The 22,322-nt window shown below is 64.6% G+C and carries 21 protein-coding genes and 1 tRNA gene; 15 read left to right on the top strand and 7 right to left on the bottom strand.

All coding sequences use genetic code 11. From position 1 onward, the window contains the following. Positions 1-265 precede the first annotated feature (265 nt). From MJ956_RS18750 to MJ956_RS05245, 9 genes are all read left to right on the top strand, one after another. Positions 266-394, top strand: coding sequence for a hypothetical protein (locus MJ956_RS18750; RefSeq protein ID WP_256477743.1), 129 nt, complete (start codon positions 266-268; stop codon positions 392-394). A gap of 336 nt (positions 395-730) precedes the next feature. After that, on the top strand, positions 731-2,077 hold the full coding sequence (locus MJ956_RS05280; protein WP_253963427.1) for a DegQ family serine endoprotease: 1,347 nt from the start codon (positions 731-733) through the stop codon (positions 2,075-2,077). A gap of 1 nt (position 2,078) precedes the next feature. Next, entirely contained in the window at positions 2,079-3,431 is a 1,353-nt protein-coding gene (locus MJ956_RS05275; RefSeq protein WP_423724802.1) for a replication-associated recombination protein A, read from the top strand. Between the two features lie 159 nt (positions 3,432-3,590). Beyond that, the gene (locus tag MJ956_RS05270) at positions 3,591-5,168 is read left to right on the top strand and encodes a BCCT family transporter (protein WP_253963426.1); all 1,578 of its coding nucleotides are present in this window, start codon (positions 3,591-3,593) and stop codon (positions 5,166-5,168) included. Positions 5,169-5,264: 96 nt separating this feature from the next. Then, on the top strand, positions 5,265-5,642 hold the full coding sequence (crcB, locus tag MJ956_RS05265; protein WP_253963425.1) for a fluoride efflux transporter CrcB: 378 nt from the start codon (positions 5,265-5,267) through the stop codon (positions 5,640-5,642). Positions 5,643-5,677: 35 nt separating this feature from the next. Continuing rightward, positions 5,678-6,664 carry an RluA family pseudouridine synthase gene (locus MJ956_RS05260; RefSeq protein ID WP_253963424.1) on the top strand — a complete coding sequence of 329 codons (987 nt, stop codon included), beginning with the start codon at positions 5,678-5,680 and terminating at the stop codon, positions 6,662-6,664. Then, on the top strand, positions 6,664-7,371 hold the full coding sequence (locus MJ956_RS05255; protein ID WP_253963423.1) for an HAD-IA family hydrolase: 708 nt from the start codon (positions 6,664-6,666) through the stop codon (positions 7,369-7,371). Before MJ956_RS05260 ends, MJ956_RS05255 begins: the two co-directional genes overlap by 1 nt. A 40-nt stretch (positions 7,372-7,411) precedes the next feature. After that, positions 7,412-8,134 carry an ATP12 family chaperone protein gene (locus tag MJ956_RS05250; RefSeq protein ID WP_253963422.1) on the top strand — a complete coding sequence of 241 codons (723 nt, stop codon included), beginning with the start codon at positions 7,412-7,414 and terminating at the stop codon, positions 8,132-8,134. A 152-nt stretch (positions 8,135-8,286) separates the two neighbouring features. After that, on the top strand, positions 8,287-9,819 hold the full coding sequence (locus MJ956_RS05245) for an acyl-CoA carboxylase subunit beta (RefSeq protein WP_253963421.1): 1,533 nt from the start codon (positions 8,287-8,289) through the stop codon (positions 9,817-9,819). Positions 9,820-9,844: 25 nt separating this feature from the next. Here the strand turns inward: MJ956_RS05245 and MJ956_RS05240 are convergent, their stop codons facing one another. After that, positions 9,845-10,627 carry a molybdopterin-binding protein gene (locus tag MJ956_RS05240; protein ID WP_253963420.1) on the bottom strand — a complete coding sequence of 261 codons (783 nt, stop codon included), beginning with the start codon at positions 10,625-10,627 and terminating at the stop codon, positions 9,845-9,847. Beyond that, positions 10,627-11,412: a cytochrome b/b6 domain-containing protein gene (locus MJ956_RS05235; protein ID WP_253963419.1), complete on the bottom strand. Its 786-nt coding sequence runs from the start codon at positions 11,410-11,412 to the stop codon at positions 10,627-10,629. The genes MJ956_RS05240 and MJ956_RS05235 overlap by 1 nt, the downstream gene beginning before the upstream one ends. 240 nt (positions 11,413-11,652) lie before the next feature. On the opposite strand from MJ956_RS05235, the gene MJ956_RS05230 reads away from it, so the two are divergent. Beyond that, positions 11,653-12,711 (top strand): type III polyketide synthase, encoded by a 1,059-nt coding sequence (locus MJ956_RS05230; protein WP_253963418.1) that lies wholly within the window; start codon positions 11,653-11,655, stop codon positions 12,709-12,711. Beyond that, positions 12,704-13,249, top strand: coding sequence for an isoprenylcysteine carboxyl methyltransferase family protein (locus MJ956_RS05225; protein WP_253963417.1), 546 nt, complete (start codon positions 12,704-12,706; stop codon positions 13,247-13,249). The genes MJ956_RS05230 and MJ956_RS05225 overlap by 8 nt, the downstream gene beginning before the upstream one ends. A gap of 5 nt (positions 13,250-13,254) precedes the next feature. On the opposite strand, the gene MJ956_RS05220 is transcribed toward MJ956_RS05225, so the two are convergent. Then, entirely contained in the window at positions 13,255-13,707 is a 453-nt protein-coding gene (locus MJ956_RS05220) for a YaiI/YqxD family protein (RefSeq protein ID WP_253963416.1), read from the bottom strand. Positions 13,708-13,785: 78 nt separating this feature from the next. Here MJ956_RS05220 and MJ956_RS05215 point away from each other — a divergent pair, with 78 nt between their 5' ends. After that, a complete protein-coding gene (locus tag MJ956_RS05215) occupies positions 13,786-14,739 on the top strand; it encodes a DMT family transporter (protein ID WP_253963415.1) in 954 nt (317 codons plus the stop codon). Positions 14,740-14,758: 19 nt separating this feature from the next. On the opposite strand, the gene MJ956_RS05210 is transcribed toward MJ956_RS05215, so the two are convergent. Continuing rightward, positions 14,759-15,115 carry a helix-turn-helix domain-containing protein gene (locus MJ956_RS05210; RefSeq protein WP_423724801.1) on the bottom strand — a complete coding sequence of 119 codons (357 nt, stop codon included), beginning with the start codon at positions 15,113-15,115 and terminating at the stop codon, positions 14,759-14,761. Positions 15,116-15,301: 186 nt separating this feature from the next. Here MJ956_RS05210 and MJ956_RS05205 point away from each other — a divergent pair, with 186 nt between their 5' ends. Next, entirely contained in the window at positions 15,302-17,317 is a 2,016-nt protein-coding gene (locus MJ956_RS05205) for an acetyl-CoA carboxylase biotin carboxylase subunit (RefSeq protein WP_253963414.1), read from the top strand. Then, entirely contained in the window at positions 17,314-17,592 is a 279-nt protein-coding gene (locus MJ956_RS05200; protein ID WP_253963413.1) for an acylphosphatase, read from the top strand. Before MJ956_RS05205 ends, MJ956_RS05200 begins: the two co-directional genes overlap by 4 nt. On the opposite strand, the gene lipB is transcribed toward MJ956_RS05200, so the two are convergent. Further along, a complete protein-coding gene (lipB, locus tag MJ956_RS05195; RefSeq protein WP_253963412.1) occupies positions 17,589-18,341 on the bottom strand; it encodes a lipoyl(octanoyl) transferase LipB in 753 nt (250 codons plus the stop codon). The two genes, MJ956_RS05200 and lipB, sit on opposite strands and share 4 nt — an antisense overlap. Positions 18,342-18,499: 158 nt before the next feature. Here lipB and MJ956_RS05190 point away from each other — a divergent pair. Further along, positions 18,500-18,584, top strand: a tRNA-Leu gene (locus MJ956_RS05190). 33 nt (positions 18,585-18,617) lie between these two features. Here MJ956_RS05190 and MJ956_RS05185 read toward each other — a convergent pair. Beyond that, positions 18,618-21,185, bottom strand: coding sequence for a glycoside hydrolase family 65 protein (locus MJ956_RS05185; protein WP_253963411.1), 2,568 nt, complete (start codon positions 21,183-21,185; stop codon positions 18,618-18,620). Then, positions 21,175-21,987, bottom strand: coding sequence for a beta-phosphoglucomutase family hydrolase (locus tag MJ956_RS05180; protein ID WP_253963410.1), 813 nt, complete (start codon positions 21,985-21,987; stop codon positions 21,175-21,177). Before MJ956_RS05180 ends, MJ956_RS05185 begins: the two co-directional genes overlap by 11 nt. Between the last annotated feature and the right edge of the window lie 335 nt (positions 21,988-22,322).

Genomic DNA, 22,322 nt, shown 5'->3' with positions numbered 1-22,322 from the left:
CTCGGGTTGGAGAGGTTAACCATCCGGCCGGCGAATTTTGGAACTGTGGCGAAAATGCCATCGAAAGTCGCGCAAACCCGTGCGATAGGGGCACCGGCCGCCGCGCGGTGAAAAATTCGTCGAAACCGAGGCAACCAATCGCGGCTTGGGAACTTTTGTTTCCGAGACTGTGGAAACATCACGCCGGTGCGGCAACATTTACGCGGATGAAACTAGTTCGATGAATAATACAAACACCATGAACACGACCTCGGGACGGCCTTCCATGCGCAGAACCTTGCTGACGCTATTGGGCGCGACCGCGGCGTTCGGAATTTTGACCGCCAGCTACGCGACCGCCGACCTTCCCGATCAAGCCCCGGTGGCGGCAATCGGCACGGTGAACCTCCGGTAACGTCGATCATCCGAGCTTCCGACATGATGAAAAAGGGGCCTTATCCAGGCCCCTTTTTCATGGCTTTCGTCTGGTCTAAACCGGAGCCGGTTTCCGAGGGTGAGTCGGCGGGTGAACGACAGGCGGGTGATGCGGTCAAAAAAGGTTTTATGGGTCGCTTTGATCGCGACTTTCCTAATGGTGCCTCCTACGCTTGGGGCTGATTACGGCTGGAGCGTCGGCGGCTGGATCAGTGGACTGTTTGGTGGGCGGACGACGGACGGCCGCGATGTGCAACCATCCTTGGAAGAGCGGGATCGACAGGCTTCTGAACCTGGCTGGGGTCGCGCTGTCCCGGTGCCCGACGCTATTGCCGCCGAGACGAAGACCGTACCGCGGGGGCGGGCGGAAATCGATCTGTCCTTCGCGCCGCTCGTCAAGGAAACGGCACCCGCCGTCGTCAATGTCTATGCGGCGCGCGTCGTGCCGACCCGGCGGTCGCCCTTCGTTGACGATCCCTTTTTCGGCCAGTTTTTTGGCCATCGGCTCGATGATCGGCCGCGCATGGAATCGGCCCTTGGTTCCGGCGTGATCATCGATCCCTCCGGTCTCGTCGTTACCAACAATCACGTGGTTGAGAACGCAGACGAGGTAAAGATCGCCTTCAGTGACGGACGGGAGTTCGAGACGAAAGTGCTGCTCAAGGACGCAAAGGTGGACCTTGCGGTGCTTGCGATCGAGGGCCCTGGGCCGTTCCCGTCTCTGCCGGTCGCAGACTCGGATGAATTGGAGATCGGCGATCTGGTTTTGGCGATCGGCAATCCGTTCGGCATTGGCCAGACTGTCACCACCGGGATCGTCTCGGCGCTGGCGCGAAGCCATGTCGGCGTCAACGACTTCGGCTTCTTCATTCAGACCGACGCCGCGATCAATCCCGGCAATTCCGGTGGTGCCTTGATCGACATGAAGGGCCGGCTCGTCGGTGTGAACACGGCGATCTTCTCGCGTTCTGGCGGCTCCAATGGTATCGGCTTTGCTATTCCGTCCAACATGGTGGCGAGCTTCCAGCGCGCCGCCAAGGCCGGCGGGCGCTTCGAGCGACCCTATGTCGGGGCAACCTTCGCGTCGGTCACGCCGGATATCGCGGATGCGCTCGGTCTTTCCCGGCCGACCGGCGCCCTGGTGCAGGCCGTGACGAACGACAGTCCGGCCGCGGTGGCCGGCATCACGGTGGGTGACGTCATCCTGTCGGTCGATGGCTTTGCGATCGATAATCCCGACGCCCTCGGTTACCGGCTGGCGACAGCAGGCGTGGGACGCACCGCGAGGATGGACGTTTTGCGAGGCGACGAGCGGGAGTCCGTCGAGCTCGCGCTGGAAGCGGCCCCCGAAATTCCACCGCGCGACAAGCGTAGCCTGTCCGGCAACAATCCGTTCTCCGGCGCGACGGTGCTCAACCTGTCGCCGCGCGTCGCCGAGGAGCGGGGTCTGCCGGCGGACAAGACAGGGGTCGTCGTCGTTGCCGTCGAGCGCGGATCACTGGCGCAACGCTTCGGCTTACGGCCGAACGATATTCTTCTGGCCCTCAACGGCGATCTCATCACGTCGACGAAATCATTGACGGAAATGCTGAAACGGCGCTATCGCGGCTGGCAATTCGAAGTCGAGCGGGATGGTCGTCGCATGACCCAATTGGTGCGCTGACTTGGCGGATCTCTTTGGCGGCGGCGATCCGGGGGACTCGCCCCGTACAGGGAAAGAGAGGCAAACGCCGGCGGACGATCCCTCGCGGCCGCTGGCCGACCGGCTGCGACCGCGCGCGCTCGCCGCGGTCGTCGGTCAGGAACATCTGACCGGAGAGGGCGGCGTGCTATCGCGCATGCTCGCAAACGCCAGCCTTGGCTCCATGGTCTTCTGGGGGCCACCGGGCACCGGCAAAACCACGGTCGCCCGATTGCTCGCAAACGAGGTCGACTATGCCTTCGAACAGATATCCGCAATCTTTTCCGGCGTAGCGGAACTCAAGAAGGTCTTCGAGGCAGCGCGTCTGCGCCGGTCCAACGGCAGGCGGACGCTGCTGTTCGTCGACGAGATCCATCGCTTCAATCGGGCGCAACAGGATTCATTCCTGCCGGTAATGGAGGACGGGACGGTTGTCCTCGTTGGCGCCACGACGGAAAACCCGTCCTTCGAGCTCAATGCCGCGCTTTTGTCGCGCGCCCGCGTTCTGACCTTCCGCCCGCACGGGCCGGACAGCCTCGTGAAGCTGCTCGCGCGGGCCGAGGCGGCGGAGGGCCGGCCCTTGCCGCTCGACGAGGAGGCGAGGGCGGTGCTGCTGCGGATGGCGGATGGCGACGGGCGTGCGATCCTGACATTGGCGGAGGAGATATGGCGCGCCGGGCGGACGGGCGAAGTCTTCGACGCCGATAATCTGCAGGACATCGTCCAGCGCCGGGCGCCGGTCTACGACAAGGGCCAGGACGGCCATTACAACCTCATCTCCGCCCTGCATAAATCGGTGCGTGGATCGGATCCGGACGCGGCGCTCTACTGGCTTTGCCGCATGCTCGATGCCGGCGAGGATCCGCTCTATCTCGGGCGCCGGCTCGTACGGATGGCGGCGGAGGATATCGGGCTCGCCGATCCCCGTGCCCTCGGCGTCGCGCTCGCGGCCAAGGACGCCTACGATTATCTCGGCTCGCCGGAAGGCGAATTGGCTCTGGCCCAGACGACAATCTATCTGGCGTCGGCACCGAAATCCAACGCGGTCTATGTCGCCTACAAGGCGGCAATGAAGGCCGCCAGGGAGCACGGCTCGTTACTGCCGCCCAAGCATATCCTGAACGCCCCGACGAAGCTGATGAAGGATGAGGGCTATGGCGCAGGCTATGCCTACGACCATGATGCGCCGGAGGCGTTTTCCGGCCAAAGCTATTTTCCCGACGATATGGAACGGCCGGTTTTCTATCGTCCGACGGAGCGAGGAGCGGAGATTTCCATCGGCGAACGACTGCGCCACTGGGCGGAACTGCGGGGGAAGCGGCGCACCCAGGACTAACGCTTTCGCCGAATTCTGTGGGATTTCGCCCAAATCATGGCCGTGCCGGGTGCCCAGAGACCACGTTTTGTGGCAGACTGATGCCGAGTCCGCATTCGTAGGGACTGCTGCTTTTTCTTTACGATCCAATTCCAGTACCGATTTGAAAGTGAGGTTTCGATGTCGCTCGAACCTGGCCAACTGGCCGAACATTCCGTCACCGACTATGAGGTCGGGCAGGACAATCTGCGGAAATACGGCCTCGATATTCACAATCCGGTGTTTCCGGTTTCCGCCGGCCTGATCATCGCCTTCGTCGCTTTCACGCTGCTGTTCCCGACGTTGGCCGACGATTTCTTCGGCTGGCTGCGTCCCGCTCTGACCGCGAATTTCGACTGGGTCTTCCTCATCGCGGGCAACATCTTCGTGCTGTTCTGCCTGTTCCTCATCGTGTCGCCCTACGGCTCGATCCGGCTGGGCGGCAAGGACGCCAAACCGGAATATGGCTATTTCGGCTGGTTCGCGATGCTGTTCGCGGCGGGTATGGGCATCGGCCTGATGTTCTACGGGGTCTCGGAACCGATCTCGCATTTCTCCACCTCGCTCGATGGCGATTCCTGGGCGCCCCTTGGTGGCGCCGCCGGCGATACTGAGGCCGCCCGCCGCCTCGGCATGGCCGCGACGATCTATCACTGGGGGCTCCACCCTTGGGCAATCTACGCCGTCGTCGCCCTGGCGCTGGCTTTCTTCAGCTATAATTGGGGTCTGCCGCTCACCATGCGCTCGGCCTTCTACCCCGTTCTTGGCGAGCGCGTCTGGGGCTGGCCGGGCCATCTCATCGATACGCTGGCCGTCTTCGCGACCCTGTTCGGCCTTGCGACCTCGCTTGGCTTCGGCGTGCCGGCCACGACGCTGAGCAAGATCATCCTGATCATTGTTATTACCGGTGTCGCGCTGGTGTCTGTGGTCGCTGGGCTCGATGCTGGCGTGAAACGGTTGTCCGAGATCAATATGGGCCTCGCGCTGCTCTTGCTGGGTTTCATCTTCCTGGTCGGACCGACCATGGATATCGTCCGTGGCTTCTTCGGCAATTCGTTTGCCTATCTGCGCGAGGTCGTCCCGCTCTCCAATCCGTTCGGCCGCGCCGACGACAACTTCAGGCAGGGCTGGACGAGCTTCTACTGGGCCTGGTGGATGAGCTGGTCGCCCTTCGTCGGCATGTTCATCGCGCGGGTCTCGCGTGGCCGGACCGTGCGTGAATTTCTCACTTGCGTCCTGATCATCCCGACCGTCGTTTCGATCATCTGGATGACCGTGTTCGGCGGAACGGCCCTCACCGAAACGATCGACGGCTTCGCCGGCATCGTCGACGCGGCTCTCGAAGTGAAGCTCTTCGTCATGCTCGGCCAGCTGCCGCTGACGGCGATCACCTCCTTCATCGGTATCGTTCTGGTGATCGTGTTCTTCGTCACCTCGTCCGACTCCGGCTCGCTGGTCATCGATACGATCACGGCTGGCGGCAAGATCGATGCGCCGATGCCGCAGCGCGTCTTCTGGGCGACGTTCGAAGGCCTGGTGGCGATCGCGCTGCTGGTGGGCGGCGGGCTCGCGGCGCTTCAGGGCGCGGCGATCGCGACGGGCTTTCCGTTCGCGTTCCTGCTCCTGGCGCTGTGCTGGTCAACCATGCGCGGACTCCATGCTGAACGGCGTCAGCCGTTCCTCGAACAGGCGAAGACCGAGGCAGAGGCCGCGGAGTAGCGGTTCCCTTACAGTTCGCGGCGGCGCCGGCAATCTAGGCTCGGCGCCGCCGCCGCGCGGCTAGCCTCCCTTCGACGGGGCGGCTATAGAGGCGGCATGTATCACCTCATCCTCGTTGCCGCGGGCGGCGCGATCGGTGCGAGCCTTCGACACTTGTCGAATCTTGCCGCGCTTCGTCTTCTCGGTTCGAACTTTCCGTTCGGTACGGCCTTCGTGAACGTCTCCGGATCATTCCTGATGGGTATCGTGATGGAGATCGTCGCGCGCCGCTTCGGTGCGTCGAACGAATTGCGGCTGTTCCTCGCCGTCGGGCTGCTGGGCGGGTTCACCACCTTCTCGTCCTTCTCGCTCGATGCCGTGGCGCTCTATGAGCGCGGGGCGCTCGGATTGGCGGCGTTTTATGTGATCGGCTCCGTCGTCGCTGGAATCGCGGCGCTGTTTGCCGGCCTCGCGGCGGCACGGGGGCTGGTCTGATGGCGACTGAGGCAAGCCAAGCAAAGGAAAAGACGATGGCGTCTGTCGAACAGCGACGGATCGAGGAGGACGAGGCCGGCTTGCGCCTCGACCGTTGGTTCAAGCTGCATTATCCGGGCCTCGGTTTCGTCCATCTGCAGAAGTTATTGCGCTCGGGCCAGGTGCGGATCGATGGGGGCCGCGCCAAGTCGGACACGCGGGTCCTCGCCGGTCAGATGGTCCGCGTGCCGCCGATGGAGACCGATGCGGCGCGCGGCAAGGTCGGGCCGCTGACCCGCAACACCATCCGCGACCAGCACGACGGAGACGTGCTGGCGCAGATGCTGATCTACGAGGACGCCAAGGTCTATGTCTTCAACAAGCCGGCCGGCCTTGCCGTCCAGGGCGGATCGGGCGTGTCGCGGCATGTCGACAAGATGCTGGAGGCCTGGCGCAGTCGCAAGGGGGAGAAGCCGCGGCTCGTCCACCGGCTCGACCGCGACACGTCCGGCGTCCTGGTCGTCGCCCGCACGCGCGGCGCCGCGACGGCGCTGACCAAGGCTTTTCGCGAGCGCGATACCAAGAAGACCTATTGGGCGGTCGTCAAAGGTGTCCCCACGCCACGGGACGGGCGCATCTCGACGTTTCTCGTCAAGGAGCAGACCGAGGACGGCGATCGCATGCGCGTCGCCAAGCACGGCGAGGAGGGGGCCGATCACGCGCTGACTCATTACCGTGTGCTGGAGAACCTCGCCCAGAACTTCGCCTGGGTCGAATTCGAGCCCTATACGGGGCGGACCCATCAGCTGCGCGTCCACGCTCTCCATATCGGGCATCCGATCCTCGGCGATCCGAAGTATTTCGAGCACGACACCAATTGGGAGTTTCCCGGCGGCGTGCAGAAGCGGCTGCATCTGCATGCGCGCCGCATCGTCATTCCGCATCCGGACGGTGGCTTCGTCGATCAGATCGCGCCGCTGCCGCCGCATATGGTGCAGACCTTCAATCTCTTCGGCTTCGACGAAGGCGCGTTGGACGACTGATGCGGGCGGTTCTGTTCGATTGCGACGGCACCATCGCCGATAGCTGCGGCCTGATCTGCGACATCATGCGGCGGGTCTTTGCCGAACACGGCTTGCCCGAGCCGGCGGACGCGGAAACGCGCGGCATCATCGGCCTGTCGCTGGACGTCGCGATCGGCCGTTTGCATCCCGCCGCCGAGCCGCCATTGCTTGCCGCGATGGTCGAGGGCTACCGTCGGACGTTTCGCGAATCGCGGGCGGATGCGGCGTTTCGCGAGACACTGTTTCCGGGCATGAAGGCGCTGGTCGACCGGCTCGCAGCGCGCGACGACGTACTGCTGGCCATGGTCACCGGCAAATCGCGCCGCGGTGTCGCCGCGATCTGCGAGGCGCATGGCATGGAAACGACGTTCCATGCCGTACGGACCGCCGACGATTGTCCCTCGAAACCGCATCCGGCCATGGTCGAGGAGTGCTGTTTAGAATTCGGGCTGGATCCTAGCCAGGCACTCGTCGTCGGCGATTCCGTCTTCGACATCGAGATGGCGAAGACGGCCGGGGCGTCGGCGCTGGGCGTTGCCTGGGGCACCCACGAAGCTGCCCCGCTGCTCGCCTCCGGCGCTTACGCAGTGGCCGAGACGGTCGAAGAACTCGAGGCACTCATCGACGCCTGGCTGCCTGGCGACCCGGTCCCATCGCAACGCGGCCAATGGGTGGCGGCTGACTGATGCCGCGTTCGGCTCTCGCCATGACGACAGGAGACACCCGATGACCGCCGGAACGAATCGATCCGAACTGCCCAAACGATTCTACCAGACTGTCACGCTGGCCGAGGCCGCCGGTGGATTCTCCATTCTTTTGGACGGCCGGCCGGTAAAGACGCCGGGACGGCGTCCGCTGGCCGTGCCGCTGCGCGAAGCCGCCGAGACACTCGCTGCCGAATGGGAGGCCCAGCGCGAGCGGATCGATCCGGCGAGGATGCCGATGACGCGGCTGGTCAACACGGTCATCGAGGCGATCGCCGACGATCCGGTTCCGGTGCGCGACGATATCGGCCGCTATGTGGAGACCGATCTCCTGTTCTACCGGGCCGGCTCGCCGGAACGGCTCGCACAGCGCCAGCGCGAGCGCTGGGACCCGATTCTCGATTGGGCGAAGGACAGCTTCGGCGGACGCTTCGTGCTCGCCGAGGGCGTCATGCATGTCGCCCAGCCGCCGGCCTCGCTGGAGGGGTTTCGTTCGCGGTTGGCCAAGATCAACGATCCATTCCGCATCGCCGCGATGCATCAGGCGACGACGCTCACCGGCTCGGCGCTGCTTGCGCTCGCCGTTGCCGAAGGGCGGCTTTCGGCCGAGGAAGCCTGGTCGCTGGGGCATCTCGACGAGGACTGGAACATCGAACAATGGGGCGCCGACGAAGACGCCGCGGCCCGGCGCGGCCAGCGCTGGGAGGAGATGCGCGTGGCGGCGGTTTTCCTCGGGCGCCCATAGCGCAAAAGGGCGTGTCGCTCGCGCAAAGCCTGGCCTATTCGACTTACCGCCGATTGCCGATGCCGTTCGATGCATTTATCCCGGTATGACGATGCCATGAAGCAGGCGCGTCGGCCGATACGCAGGCCGAGCGCGCAGGGGGGGACGAAACGATGCACGAGATGCTGGCCGAACTGGAAGTCCGGCGCGAACGGGCGAGGCAAGGCGGCGGCCAACGGCGCATCGATGCCCAGCACGAAAAGGGCAAGCTGACCGCCCGTGAGCGTCTCACGGTGTTTCTCGACGAGGGTTCGTTCGAGGAATTCGACATGTTCGTCCAGCACCGGGCGACGGATTTCGGCATGGCCGAGCAGACGATCCCCGGCGACGGCGTCGTCACCGGCTGGGGCACCGTCAACGGCCGCACCGTCTTCGTCTTCGCCAAGGATTTTACCGTCTTCGGCGGCTCACTGTCGGAGGCGCACGCGGAAAAGGTCCAGAAGGTCCAGGATCTGGCGCTGCGCAACCGCGCGCCGATCATCGGCTTCTACGACGCCGGCGGCGCGCGCATCCAGGAAGGCGTCGCGGCGCTCGGTGGCTATGCCGAGATATTCCAGCGCAACGTCATGGCCTCGGGCGTCATCCCGCAGATTTCCGTCATCATGGGGCCCTGCGCCGGCGGCGACGTCTATTCGCCGGCAATGACCGACTTCATCTTCATGGTGCGCGACACGTCCTACATGTTCGTCACCGGGCCGGACGTGGTGAAAACCGTGACCAACGAGACCGTGACCGCCGAGGAACTCGGCGGCGCCTCGGTCCACACCGTCAAATCCTCGATCGCCGACGGCGCCTATGACAACGATGTCGACGCCCTGTTGCAGATGCGCCGACTGATCGACTTCCTGCCGGCGTCGAACACCTCGCCGGTGCCCGAACTCGATTATACGCAGTCGGTGTTGGAGCAGGATCGCTCGCTCGACACGCTGATCCCCGACAACGCCAACAAGCCCTACGACATGAAGGAGTTGATCCGGAAGACCGTCGACGAGGGCGATTTCTTCGAGATCCAGGAGGCCTTTGCACGCAACATCGTCACCGGCTTCGGGCGGATCGAGGGCCGCACGGTCGGCATCGTCGCCAACCAGCCGATGGTGCTGGCCGGCGTTCTCGACGCGGACGCCAGCCGCAAGGCCGCGCGCTTCGTGCGCTTTTGCGACTGCTTCTCGATTCCCGTCGTCACCTTCGTCGACGTGCCGGGCTTCCTGCCGGGCACCGCGCAGGAATATGGTGGCCTGATCAAGCACGGCGCCAAGCTTCTGTTCGCCTATGCCGAGGCGACGGTGCCGAAGGTCACGGTCATCACCCGCAAGGCGTTCGGCGGCGCCTATGACGTGATGGCGTCGAAGCACCTTCGCGGCGACATCAACTATGCCTGGCCGACGGCGCAGATCGCGGTGATGGGGGCCAAGGGCGCGGCCGAGATCATCCATCGCAAGGATGCGGCCGATCCGGACAAAATCGCCGCCCACGCCGCCGCCTATGAAAAGCGGTTCCTGTCGCCCTTCGTCGCGGCCGAGCGCGGCTATGTCGACGAGGTGATCATGCCGCATTCGACCCGCCGCCGGGTCTCCCGTGCGCTGGCCATGCTGCGCAACAAGGACCTCGACAACCCCTGGAAGAAGCACGACAACATTCCGTTGTGAGGAAAGGCCGTCGACCGGAGTGCTCTCAAATCCCGGCGAACCACTCGTAGCCATTGTCCTCCCAATAGCCACCGCCGCCCCGGCCGAAGCCGTCGAGCGTATCTGTGACGCGGATGGCGCGGATGTATTTCGCCATCTTGTAGCCGAGCTGCCGCTCGACGCGCACCCGCAGCGGCGCGCCGTTGGCGATCGGCAGGGTCTTGTCGTTCATGCCATAGGCGAGGATCGTCTGCGGATGCCTGGCGTCCAGCATGTCGATCGATTCGTAATATTCGATCGGGCGCAGGAAGCCGCTGCCCATCGAATCGAAGCATTCGAAGACGACGAAGCGCGCCTGCGGCTGGACGCCGGCCTGATCGAGCACCGCGGCCAGCGGCGTGCCGGTCCATTTGGCGATGCAGCTCCAGCCCTCGACGCAGTCGTGCCGGGTGATCTGGGTGCGGGCCGGCATGGCGCGGAGTTCGTCGAGCGAGAGGCTGAGCGGCTTCTCGACGAGGCCGTCCACGGGCAGGCGATAGCTGGCAAACTCCGCTTCCGCGAGGGCGCGATAGGCCGGGTTGCGCGGGTTGGTCGAGCCGTTCGGCCGCATCGGCTGGCGGATTTCGCTTTCGGAAAACTCGCGGGCGAGGGTGTTTGAGCCGAGCAGGAAGCGCTGCACCCGGTAGGTGAGGGAGTTCGCGGTTTCGAGGACGTCGCGGATCTCATTGTCGCGGACACCGAGAAAGTCGAAGCAGCCGGCGAGGGGAACGGTCGAGGCGACGGTCGCACCGGTCAGAAAGCGCCGGCGGGTGAGCTCAGAGCGGGTCATCATTCGGACTCCGGATCGGTTCGGTACCAGCCGGTGATCATCGAGCGCAGCTCGTTGATGGGGCCGGCAAGGACCACCATGACGATGTGGACGACGAAGAAGAGAACCAGATACAGCATCACGATGAAATGGATCGTGCGCGCGGTCTGGCGGCCGCCGAAGACATCGAGCATCCACGGTGCCCATGCATTCACACCCGGCGACATGGTGAGGCCGGTCGCGATGATCAGCGGCAGGGCGACGAACAGCACGCTCGCGTAGGAGAGCTTCTGCAGGGCGTTGTAGCCGGCTTCGCGGGAAAAGCGCAGCCGCGCGTGGTCGGCGGCTTCGCGCGGCAGATGGCGGATGTCGTCGCCGGTCGGAAGCAGCTCCTTGATGTGGCGGTTGATCAGACTGGCGAGGAGCCAGACGAGTAGCGTGATGGCAAGGCCCCAGGCGAAGAACAGATGCACGACCCGGCCGGTCGCCAGGTCCCTGTAGCCGGGGATGGTCAGCCAGGACGGAAAGCTCTTCGGCTGCAGACGGCCACCCTCCCAGACGGCGCCGAGCCAGCCGGTGGTATCGAAAGCGTGGCCGAACAGGATCGTCCGGCCCTTCATCGCGGCGCCGTCCATGAAGGCGCCGATCGACAATATGGTGTTGTCGTAGGCGAAACCGGATTCCTGCCCGATATAAAGGTCGGGTCGGGCCATGAATATCTGCAGGCCCGACAACAGCAGGAAGAACAGGCAGAGCGTCCAGGCCCAGTGGGTGACCCGGGTCCATAGCCGCTGCCGGTAGATCAATGGTCGCTTGAAGCGCGATGATACGGCCAGTTCAAAGCCTCCCTTGGATATGCGCGGTGCTTGGCTTCCCTCCAGATGGTCGCCTTGGGCAACAGTCTTGAGGGTCGGGGAACCTGAGGGTCAAGACGCTTGCGATCACAACGGGTCGCGTGCGGTGACGTTTTCGTGTCAGCGGCCTGCGCAACGAACACCGCCGCTCGCCGTTTGCGGGAAATACACTCGATCCGGATCGGATTCCGATTGGCCCAACCCGTCGAACATTCGCCGCGCATTGCCGGTCTTGCAACCGCCGTGCCGCCCTATCCGCTGCCGCAGAGCGAGGTCGTCGCCCACGCCGCCGAGACCTTCGGCAGCCGGTTTCGCGATTTCGAGCGGCTGCGCCCGGTGTTCGAGAGCACCGGCATTACCATGCGCTATTCGGTGCGGCCGTTCGACTGGTTCCACGCCCGACAGGATTGGCGGCAAAGGACCGAGGCGTATCTCGAGGGCGCGACGGCGCTGTTCATCGGAACCGCCGAAAAGACGATCGCCGCCGCCGGCCTCAAGGCGTGCGATATCGATACCGTCGTCACCGTGTCGTCGACCGGTATCGCCACGCCGTCGCTGGAAGCCCGCGCCCACGGCGTGCTTGGCTTCCGGCCCGACATCCGCCGGGTGCCGGTGTTCGGGCTCGGCTGCGCCGGCGGTGTGTCGGGTTTGTCGCTCGGCGCGCGACTCGCGCGGGCCGATCCCGGCTCCAAGGTTCTGGTCGTCGCGGTCGAGATCTGCACGCTGGCCTTTCGCTCCGACGAACTGACGAAAAGCAACATCGTCGCCACCGCGCTGTTCGGCGACGGCGCGGCGGGCGTGGTGCTGACCTGCGACGAGACGGCCGGGCCACGGATCGTCGCCGCCGGCGAGCATCTGTGGCCGGACACGCTCGACATCATGGGCTGGCAGGTCGACCCGATCGGCTTCGGGGCGATCTTTTCCGCTTCGATCCCAGACCTCGTTACCGAGAAGATGCGGCCCGCGGTCGAGAATTTTCTGGCGCGGCAGGGCGAAGTGATCGATGATCTCGATGGCTTCGTCTTTCATCCTGGAGGAACCAAGGTGGCCCAGGCGCTCGAAGATTTGTTTGATCTGCCGCAGGGCGCGCTCAACATCGAGCGCGAGACATTGCGCGACTTCGGCAACATATCGGCGCCGACCGCTCTGTTCGTCCTGAAGCGCAAGCTGGAGTCGGGGCTTGCCAGGCAGCATCTCGTCTCGGCGCTCGGCCCCGGCTTCACCGGCAGTTTCGCGCGGCTCGATGCTTGAAGCGGTCGAGATCTACCCGAACGTCTGGGCGACGGCGGCGATCCTCGCCTATGTCACCCTACAACGGGCCATCGAGCTCGGGATCGCTCGCCGCAATACCAAACGGCTGCTGCGCGATGGCGCCGTCGAGGTGGCGGCGCCGCAATATTCGCTGCTGGTCGCATTGCATGCGGCTTGGCTGGGCCTGATCTGGCTGACCGCCTTTGGCGAGCCGATCAACCTCGTGCTTCTGGGGCTGTTCGCTCTGGTGCAGCTCTTGCGGTTCTGGACGCTCGCGGCGATCGGCCGGCGCTGGACGACGCGCATCATCGTCAAGCCCGGGGAGGCGCTGGTCACGAAGGGGCCGTACCGCTTCATCGCCCATCCGAACTATGCCGTCGTGGTGCTGGAAGTCTTCCTGCTACCGGCAATTTTCGGGCTCTACGCGATTGCGATCCTGTTCTCGCTGCTCAACGCGGGCGCGTTGGCGATCCGCATCCAGGCGGAACAGCGCGCGCTCAAGAAGCATACGCGGGGTCGCAAGCGCGCGAGACCGTGAATGGCTCAGGCTCCTGTGGCGGCTCGCCGCAGCACGAGATCGAGCGCCTGACGAAACCGTGAGCGGTCGGTGGTCGTGAAGGCGGCGTTGTAGCCTTTGCTCTCGCCGGTCTCGCGCAGATGCTGTTTGAACGCCCGCATCGACAAGGCCGTACCGATCGATTCGCCCGTGAACTCGCGCCCGGTCGGGCCGAGAGCGGCGGCGCCCTTTTCGAGAGCCCGCGCCGCCAGCGGGATGTCGGCGGTGATGACGACATCTCCCGGATTGGCGGCCTCGGCGATCCAGTCGTCGGCGGCGTCCGCGCCTTCCGGCACGACCACAATCCGGGCGTCCGGATAGCGCGACGGGCGCATACCGCCATTGGAGACCAGCACCGCGCCCGCACCATGCCGGACGGCGATTTCGATCGCCTCGTCCTTGACCGGGCAGGCATCGGCATCGATCAGGACTATGGTCATTCGAATCTCTCTCCCGGCCGGGGCATAAGACGCTCCATTTCTCATGGCAGCCATAGCGCGATTGTGCCATGGACGAACATGACCTCATTCGCCGAAACCTTCGAGAATACGCCCGCCGAGATCGTGCGCGGCATCGTCATTCTCGTCACCGCGTCGGCGATCATTCCGTTGCTCGACGCCTTCGGGAAAATTCTGGTTACCGCCCATGCGATATCAGCGGGCGAGGTGGCCTTGGTCCGGCTCTTCTCGCAGGCAGCGATGATCCTGCCGGTGCTTTTGTATATCGACGGTCCCGGTGCTTTGAGGACGCGTCATCTCGGGCTCAATTTGCTGCGCGGGGCGTGCCTGGGCGTAGCCGGACTCACCTTCTTCGCCGCGCTGCGTTTCATGCCGCTGGCCGATGCAACGGCAGTGTTCCTGATCGAGCCGATGATCCTTACGCTGCTGGCGGCGCTTCTTCTGAAGGAGACCATCGGTTGGCGGCGGATCGTTGCCGTCGTCATCGGCTTCTTCGGTGCGCTGATCATCATCCGGCCGAGCTATTCGGTGTTCGGTATCGTCTCGCTGCTGCCGGTCGCGGCGGCATTCTTCGTCGCCCTCTACCTCATTTTGACCCGCCACGCGTCGCGGGGATCGACCCCGCTCGCGATGCTGTTTCACGCCGGCGCCGGAGGGGTTCTCGTCCTGTCGCTCGCCATGATCATCGGCCATCCGCTGGGAATCGCCGACCTGCGTTTCCGCTGGCCCGACGAAGCGGTCGTCTGGGCGCTTTTGGCCGCGGCCGGCGTCATCGGCACGGCCGGCCATCTCATGTTCATCCAGTCCTACAAGCTTGCGCCGGCCTCGGTGCTCGCGCCCTTCGGCTATGTGGAGATCGTCTCCGCCGTCTTGCTCGGATATCTGATTTTCGCGGACATGCCCGACGGTCCGAAATGGCTCGGCATGGCGATCATCGTGGGGTCCGGGCTCTTCATCTATTCCCGCGAGCAGCGCATGGCGCGTCATCCGCAGAAACCGCCGATCGTGCGCTGACCCTAATCCGGCGAATGGATCAGGCGGACTTCGCGGCCAGCGCTTCGAGCCTGGCGATTTCGCCGTCGAGCACATCGCGGCGCGAGCGCAACAGGTCGAGCTTGGCGGCGCGGCCGGCGTCGTCCAGATCCACGTCCTCGGCACCCTCGCCGTAGCCGCCGATCAGCCAGGCGGGGCTCACGCCGAGAATGCCGGCAAGCATGATCAGCTTGTTCGCCCGCGGTTCGGCGCGGTCGCGCTCCCAGCCGCGCATCGTCTCCGGTTTGACGCCGAGCTTGGTCGCCAGTTCTGCGATGTCGATCCCGAGTGCCTCGCGGCTGCGGCCAATCCGTCCGCCGATCGTGTCATCATCCTGCTGTGTCATCGGTTTGGTCAAATCTGTCTCCTCTTCACCCCGGTCGAATCCAAATTCGCGCCCGCCGCCACCGTCACTGGCCGCCCCAGGCGCAATCGGGTCGCGACGCTCGGTTGTTAGACGAGTGTCGGCTTGCAGGATTTCCGCCCAAAGGTCAAAACGGAGAGGCCAATAAGATACCGCCCTGTCTCGGAGTGCCGGCACGCCATGTTCAAGAAAATCCTGATCGCAAATCGCGGGGAAATCGCCTGCCGGGTCATCAAGTCGGCGAAGGCCATGGGCATCAAGACGGTGGCGGTCTTTTCGGATGCCGACCGCGACGCTGTGCATGTGGCGATGGCCGATGAGGCCGTGCGTTTGGGGCCGCCGCCCGCCGCCGAAAGCTATCTCCTCGGTGAGAAGATCCTCAAGGCCTGCCAGACAACGGGCGCGGAGGCGGTGCATCCGGGTTACGGCTTCTTGTCCGAACGCGCCTCTTTCTGCGAATTGCTGGAAGACAACGGCATCGTCTTCATCGGGCCGAAGCCGAAGGCGATCCGCGCCATGGGCGACAAAATCGAATCGAAGCTGTTCGCGCAAAAAGCCGGGGTGAACATCGTGCCGGGCGGCCTCGGTATCATCGAGGATGCTGACGCGGCGACAAGGATCGCCGCCGGGATCGGTTATCCGGTGATGATCAAGGCCTCGGCCGGCGGCGGCGGCAAGGGCATGCGCATTGCCTTCGACGAGAAGGAATGCCGCGACGGCTTCGACCGCGCCCGCTCGGAGGCACGCTCGTCCTTCGGCGACGATCGGGTGTTCGTCGAAAAGTTCGTCGTCGAGCCCCGCCATATCGAAATCCAGGTGCTGGCCGACGCCCACGGTAACGCGGTTCATCTCGGCGAGCGGGAATGTTCCATCCAGCGGCGCAACCAGAAGGTCGTCGAGGAGGCGCCGTCGCCCTTCCTCGATGCGAAAACCCGCGCGGCGATGGGCGACCAGGCGGTGGCGCTGGCCAAGGCCGTCGACTACCAGAGCGCCGGCACCGTCGAATTCATCGTCGACAAGGACCGGAATTTCTACTTCCTGGAGATGAACACCCGGCTTCAGGTCGAACACCCGGTGACCGAACTCGTCACCGGCGTCGACCTCGTCGAGGAAATGATCCGTGTGGCCACTGGCGAGCCGCTCAGGTTTCGGCAGGATGACATCAAGCTAGATGGCTGGGCCGTCGAGAGCCGCATCTATGCGGAGGACCCCTTTCGGGGCTTCCTGCCGTCGATCGGCCGGCTCACGCGCTATCGTCCGCCGGCCGAAGGCCCGCTCGGCGAGGCCATCGTGCGCAACGACACCGGCGTGACCGAGGGGGCCGAGATTTCGATGTTCTACGACCCGATGATCGCCAAGCTCTGCACCCATGCCGACACGCGCGAGGCCGCGATCGATGCGATGCGCGATGCGCTCGGCCGGTTCGAGATCGAGGGGATCGAGCACAACATCCCGTTCCTCGCCGCCCTGATGGCCCACCCGCGCTGGCGCGAGGGGCGGATTTCGACCGCCTTCATCGATCAGGAATACCCGGACGGCTTCGAGCGGCCGGCGGCGTCGGACGAAACCAGGCACATGGCGGCGCTGGTCGCCACGACGATAGAGATCGCCCGCAAGCAGCGGCTCGATCATCATATCGACCGGCTGCGCGAGCATTCAGGTGCGCTGCGGCCCGCCTGGGTGGTGAAGGTCGATGGGGATTATCTGGTGGTCGACGTGGCGCGGACGATGACCGGGGAAGGCGGCGACGTCCTCTACCGCATGACCGTTGATGGCCGAACCTTTACCGTTTCGACAGATCACCGGCCCGGCATCTCCCCTTGGTCGGGTTCGATCGACGGAGAACAGCGGACCGCGCAGCTTCGTTCGCGGCCGAACGGCATGACCTTGTTTCTCGACGGGATATGGCTCGAGGCAAGGGTGATGTCTCCAGCGGTCGCCGAACTCGATAAGCTGATGCCTGTGAAACTGCCGCCGGATACCTCGAAGATGCTGCTGTGCCCGATGCCGGGCCTCGTCGTGTCGATCGCGGTGGAGGAGGGGCAGGAGGTCAAGGCCGGCGAGACGCTGGCGATCGTGGAGGCGATGAAGATGGAGAACATCCTGCGGGCCGAGCGCGATCTGACCGTGGCGAGCCTCAAGGCGGCGGCCGGCGACAGCCTTGCGGTCGACGCGGTGATCATGGAGTTCCAATGACCACCGCGATCCATTGTCTGGTGCGGGGCCAGGTGCAGGGCGTCGGCTACCGCGCATGGTGCCAGGGCGAAGCGGTGACGCGGGGGCTTTCCGGATGGGTGCGCAACCGCCAATCCGGCGATGTCGAGACGGTCCTGGCCGGACCCTCGGACATCGTCAACGAGATGCTGGCAGCGCTTTGGAGCGGGCCGGCCGGCGCTTCGGTGTCGGCGGTCGAAGGGACGCCAACCGAGGAACGCCCGCGTGGCGATTTCCACGTCAGGCCCACGGTTTAGCGGGCCGCGTCCTCGGTCCGGCCGAATACGGCCTCGAACTGCCTGCGTAACAGGCCATCGACCTCTGGCATCGATGCGAAAACGCCGAGATCGGCGAGGCTCGTCACGCCGTGACCGCGAACGCCGCAGGGCACGATGCCGGAGAAATGCTCCAGATCCGGGTCGACGTTGAGCGAGATGCCGTGAAAGGTCACCCAGCGGCGTACTCGGATGCCGATCGCCGCGATCTTGTCCTCGGCGATGCTGCCGTCGGTCAGAGTCGGGCGCTCCCGTCGCCGTACCCAGACCCCGACGCGGTCTTCGCGCCTTTCGCCCTTGATCTGGAATTCGCCGAGCGTCGCAATGATCCAGGCCTCAAGGGCCGCCACATAGGCGCGCACATCCTCGCGCCGGCGTTTCAGGTCCAGGAGCACATAGGCCACCCGTTGGCCGGGGCCGTGATAGGTGTATTCGCCGCCGCGCCCCGCAGCGAACACCGGGAATCGCGTTGAATCGACGAGGTCTTCGGCTCGGGCGCCGGTGCCGGCTGTATAGAGCGGCGGATGCTCCAGAAGAATCACCGTTTCAGGCGCCGTTCCGGATGCGATCTCGGCGACACGGGCTTCCATCATCGCCAGCGCCTCGGGGTAGGGGGTCGGGCCGTCGATGACATGCCACGCCACCGGCGCCGAACCGGGCCGTGCCAGGAAGCGTTCGGCCACGGTCGCAAGCCGGGAGCCGCTCGTCGCTGTCTCGATCGTCGCTGTCATGGAGGGTATCTAGCCGGTCCGGACGCCGTCGAAAAGCGATGACCGCGCGCCCGTGACGTGAATGCCGACCGGGATCGTCCGAATAGCCCTTGTGCGACCGGGGAAGTCTTGTTACATGCCCGCCACCGACGGCCTCGCGCCCTTGGTGGACACGGCGTGCGGTCGTGGCGGAATTGGTAGACGCGCAGCGTTGAGGTCGCTGTGGGGCAACCCGTGGAAGTTCGAGTCTTCTCGACCGCACCAGCCTTCCTCATTGAATGCAATGGCCAGTTTCGATCAGCCGTTGGCGTCAGCCGACGATGAACGGCGCGTGCCGCGCTGGGACGCCGGCTTCGCATCAAGGCCTTCTTCAGAACCCTCGGGCTCGGTCACGCCACTGTCCGGACGATCGTCCGGCGCGCTCTTGTCAGGCGATTGCCAGACCGGCCGCCAGCCGCCGTGGACGACTTCGCAGTCGAACTCCAGGACTGTACCTGCCGCGAAGGGATAGACTTGGTTGCGGACCCCGATTTTCGCCGGACCTTTCCATCCATGTGGCGCGGACACGGTCAGTCTGTCGCAGCCGACATCGAGATGAAGCCAATCGCCCTGATAGAGCAGATTCAGACGCAAGCGTCGCAGCTTCGTCGGCAGGCATGGACTGATCCACAGCGTGTCGTCGCGAAACTCCAGCGCCGTCTGCCCGCGCTCGACAAGGTCGACCGTACCGGCCATCGCACCGAGATGGATACCCTCGGCGGTCGTGCCGCCCTGGATATCGGAGATATCGCTTTCGAGGGCCGTCACGAAGAGATCCCATGATCGACTCCGGTCGCCGCGTGCGAGAACCCAGGATTGAACGACCCGGCTCAGCGTCGAGCCGTCCGACGTGCGCCGGAGGTAGTAGTCGATGTTCTTCTGGATCGCGTCCGGCTCGAACGCATAGCCGAGCGGGACGATCAGTTCGCGCAGTTCGTCGTAGGAGAATACGTAGAATAGCATCAGGACATCCGGCTGCTTCGAGGCCTTGTAGCGGTTGACCGTGTCTCCCTCCGCTTCCAGGATTCGATCGAGCCTGTGGATGTCGGAATATTTCTCGCGATAGGCCTGCCAATCGAGTTCCTCCAGTCGCTCGTAGCCTTCGAACTGGGCGATAATCCCGTCCTCAAGGAACACCAGCCGCATCTTGCGGGCGATGTCGTCCCAGCGTTTGGTTTCGTCGCTCGTGAGCCCGAGCAGGTTTTCGAGTTCGCGACGGCGTTCGATGCCGACGTGATCGAGAACCTCAGCGGCGCGGCGTAGAACCCACACCGCCATCACATTGGTGTAGGCGTTGTTGTCGAGCCCGGGCGTGTCTCGCCACGGATAGCGGTCGTGGAATTCGTCCGGTCCCATAACCCCGCCAATCTGGTAGCGGCCGAAGGCTTCGTCGTAGGTCGCGATGCTTGCCCAGAAGCGGGCGATTTCGATCAGCATCTCGGCGCCGTACCAGGACAGGAAGCCAAGATCCCCGGTCGTCTGCCAGTAGCGCCAGACGTTGCTGGCCACGGCGGCGCTGACATGGCGCTGCAGATGGGTGTTGTCGGGTGTCCATCGCCCGGAACGAGGGTTCAGATGCAGGGTCTGGCTTTCCTCGCGTCCGCTCGACCCGCTCTGCCAGGGATACATGGCGCCTTGGTAACCCGCCTCGCGCGCGAGCCGGCGTGCCTCTGGCAGCCGACGATATCGATAGAGCAAGAGTGCCCGGCTGATTTCCGGCAGATGAAAGTTCAGATACGGCAGGATGAACAACTCGTCCCAGAAGATGTGTCCCCGATAGGCTTCGCCGTGCAGACCGCGCGCCGGCACACCGGTGTCGAGATCGATGGTGTTGGGAGAGGCGGTCTGCAGAAGATGAAAGATATGCAGCCGCAGGATCATCTGCGTTCGAGACCCCTGCTCGATGGCAATGTCGCAGCGATTCCACAAAGCGCGCCATGCATGCCTGTGCGAGTCCAGAAGCACGTCAAAGCGCTCGGCCTGTTCAAGCGCCTCGATCGCTGCCTGGCGCGGCTCGGAGATCGCGCGGTCCCGCGAGGTGAAGATCGCCACTGTCTTCTCGATCGTGACAGGCCTTCCTTCCGCGACCGCGAATCTCAGTTCCTGTCCGACATAGCCCTCCTTCTCGTGGTTCTCGCAGGCGACCGAAAGCACGTCGTCCCCCTCGTAAATCCGCGTGCGCGCCGCTTCCGCGATGCGCAGGCGCGACTGGCTCGTCTCGGTGAAGAGCAGCATGCCGTCATCTCCCAGCATGTGCGTCTCAAGCGGCACGAGGGGTTTGCTGGCGAGCGGGCGATAACGCTCGACGCCGCCATTGATGATACGCCCGTCGAGGGCGGTCCGTACGACAAGCTGGCCCGACCAGTTCTCCGGGCGCAGCGTGATCGCGATCGCCGCCAGATGCGGTCGTCCCATGTGGACCAGCCTGCGGCTGAGAAGGGACGTTTCGCGGCCATGGTCGTCACGGATACGCACCTTCCGTTCGAGGATGCCGCCGCCAAGATCGAGCTCTTGCCGATAGGCGAGGATGTCGACGCGCCGCAAATTGATCCAGTCGCCGTCTTCAGGGCGAAAACGCAATGGCAGCCAGTTCGGCAGATTGACGAGGTCTTCGTTCTCGACCACCCGGCCAGCAATGTCTGTGGACAAGCGGTTGTAGCCGCCGGCCAGATAGGTGCCGGGATAGTGGACGTCGTCAGCGGCGCTCTCCTCCGCCGCGCCGCGCGTGGCGAAATAGCCGTTGCCGAGCGTACAGAGCGCCTCGCGCAGGCCCTCCTGTGCCGGCTCGAAGCCTTCATAGACGAGGGTCCAGCGGCTATTGGCCATCGCGCCGCTCCATTGATGCGGGCTCCGCCGGTGGCGCGGGGGCCAGCAGATGCAACGCGGCGAGGTCGGCTACGACTAAATCGGCGCCGGCCGTGCGCAGGGCCGGGGCCTGGTCCGCCCGGTCGACCCCGACAACCAGGCCGAAGCCGCCGGCGCGACCGGCCTCCACGCCGCTGATCGCGTCCTCGAAAACGACCGCCCGCGTGCGTTGAACGCCGAGCGCCTCGGCGGCGGCGAGGAAGATGTCGGGCGCCGGCTTGCCTTTCAATTCGAGGCGCGCAGCATCCGTGCCATCGACGCAGACATCGAAGAGCGTGGTGAGATCGGCGGAAGCGAGTATGGCGCGAGCGTTCCGGCTCGATGAGACGAGCGCTGTTTTGACACCGTAACCACGCAATGTCCGGATCAGGATCACGGTGCTGTCGAACACCTCGACACCACCCCTTTCAAGACTCTCCTGCAGAAATTGGTTCTTTCGGTTCCCTAGTCCGGAGATGGTTTCGCGATCGGGTGGATCCGTGGGCTTACCAAAGGCAAGCGTGATACCGCGCGACTGTAGAAAGCTCCTCACCCCATCATAGCGCGGCTTGCCGTCGACATAACGCCGGTAGTCGTCATCGAGAAAGGGGCGGAACGGTTCTCCCGCTCGCTCGGCCCGCTGCTCCAGATATTCGTCGAACAGGCGTTTCCAGGCCGCCGCGTGGACGCGAGCCGTCCGCGTCACGACGCCATCGAGATCGAAGATCGCCGCATCGAAGTCCTCGACCCGCAGGCTCGCATCGTCATATCCCGCATTGCTCATGGTGTCAGTCTCATCGACCTATCCGGCGTGGCCGAGCGTTGCCAAGCCCCGTCGGGCCGGATGGCGGGGCCGCGCGATTTCGATTTCGCCAGCCTCCATTCGTTCCAATCTGTGTAGTATAGCGCCGATCGACCTGCGGGTGCCTTGATTTGTGTCAAAAGTCCGCCGGACGGAGGGGGAGCGGGTCGATACGATAAGCCGGGGCAGCGGTCGCGACATGGATTCGGCGGGGGCGGGCGAGGGACGGAAAGCGGACACAATCCGCGTTGACCCTATGAAAGCCTCGGATATAGTGACTGCGGGAAATGACGGTGTCGCGAAATATTGCACCGCAA

This window comes from Aurantimonas marianensis (genome assembly GCF_024195285.1).
GTDB classification, from domain to species: Bacteria; Pseudomonadota; Alphaproteobacteria; order Rhizobiales; family Rhizobiaceae; genus Aurantimonas; species Aurantimonas marianensis.
This window is presented reverse-complemented; position numbering and strand designations above follow the sequence as displayed.

Bases quoted from the DNA above. Each gene is read 5' to 3' on its own strand.
- MJ956_RS05240 (WP_253963420.1), bottom strand. From the start codon at position 10,627: ATGACCCGCTCTGAGCTCACCCGCCGGCGCTTTCTGACCGGTGCGACC.
- MJ956_RS05245 (WP_253963421.1), top strand. From the start codon at position 8,287: ATGCACGAGATGCTGGCCGAACTGGAAGTCCGGCGCGAACGGGCGAGG.
- MJ956_RS05250 (WP_253963422.1), top strand. From the start codon at position 7,412: ATGACCGCCGGAACGAATCGATCCGAACTGCCCAAACGATTCTACCAG.
- MJ956_RS05205 (WP_253963414.1), top strand. From the start codon at position 15,302: ATGTTCAAGAAAATCCTGATCGCAAATCGCGGGGAAATCGCCTGCCGG.
- MJ956_RS05200 (WP_253963413.1), top strand. From the start codon at position 17,314: ATGACCACCGCGATCCATTGTCTGGTGCGGGGCCAGGTGCAGGGCGTC.
- MJ956_RS05225 (WP_253963417.1), top strand. From the start codon at position 12,704: ATGCTTGAAGCGGTCGAGATCTACCCGAACGTCTGGGCGACGGCGGCG.
- MJ956_RS05255 (WP_253963423.1), top strand. From the start codon at position 6,664: ATGCGGGCGGTTCTGTTCGATTGCGACGGCACCATCGCCGATAGCTGC.
- MJ956_RS05215 (WP_253963415.1), top strand. From the start codon at position 13,786: ATGACCTCATTCGCCGAAACCTTCGAGAATACGCCCGCCGAGATCGTG.
- MJ956_RS05270 (WP_253963426.1), top strand. From the start codon at position 3,591: ATGTCGCTCGAACCTGGCCAACTGGCCGAACATTCCGTCACCGACTAT.
- crcB (WP_253963425.1), top strand. From the start codon at position 5,265: ATGTATCACCTCATCCTCGTTGCCGCGGGCGGCGCGATCGGTGCGAGC.
- MJ956_RS05185 (WP_253963411.1), bottom strand. From the start codon at position 21,185: ATGGCCAATAGCCGCTGGACCCTCGTCTATGAAGGCTTCGAGCCGGCA.
- MJ956_RS05220 (WP_253963416.1), bottom strand. From the start codon at position 13,707: ATGACCATAGTCCTGATCGATGCCGATGCCTGCCCGGTCAAGGACGAG.
- MJ956_RS05260 (WP_253963424.1), top strand. From the start codon at position 5,678: ATGGCGTCTGTCGAACAGCGACGGATCGAGGAGGACGAGGCCGGCTTG.
- MJ956_RS05180 (WP_253963410.1), bottom strand. From the start codon at position 21,987: ATGAGCAATGCGGGATATGACGATGCGAGCCTGCGGGTCGAGGACTTC.
- MJ956_RS18750 (WP_256477743.1), top strand. From the start codon at position 266: ATGCGCAGAACCTTGCTGACGCTATTGGGCGCGACCGCGGCGTTCGGA.
- lipB (WP_253963412.1), bottom strand. From the start codon at position 18,341: ATGACAGCGACGATCGAGACAGCGACGAGCGGCTCCCGGCTTGCGACC.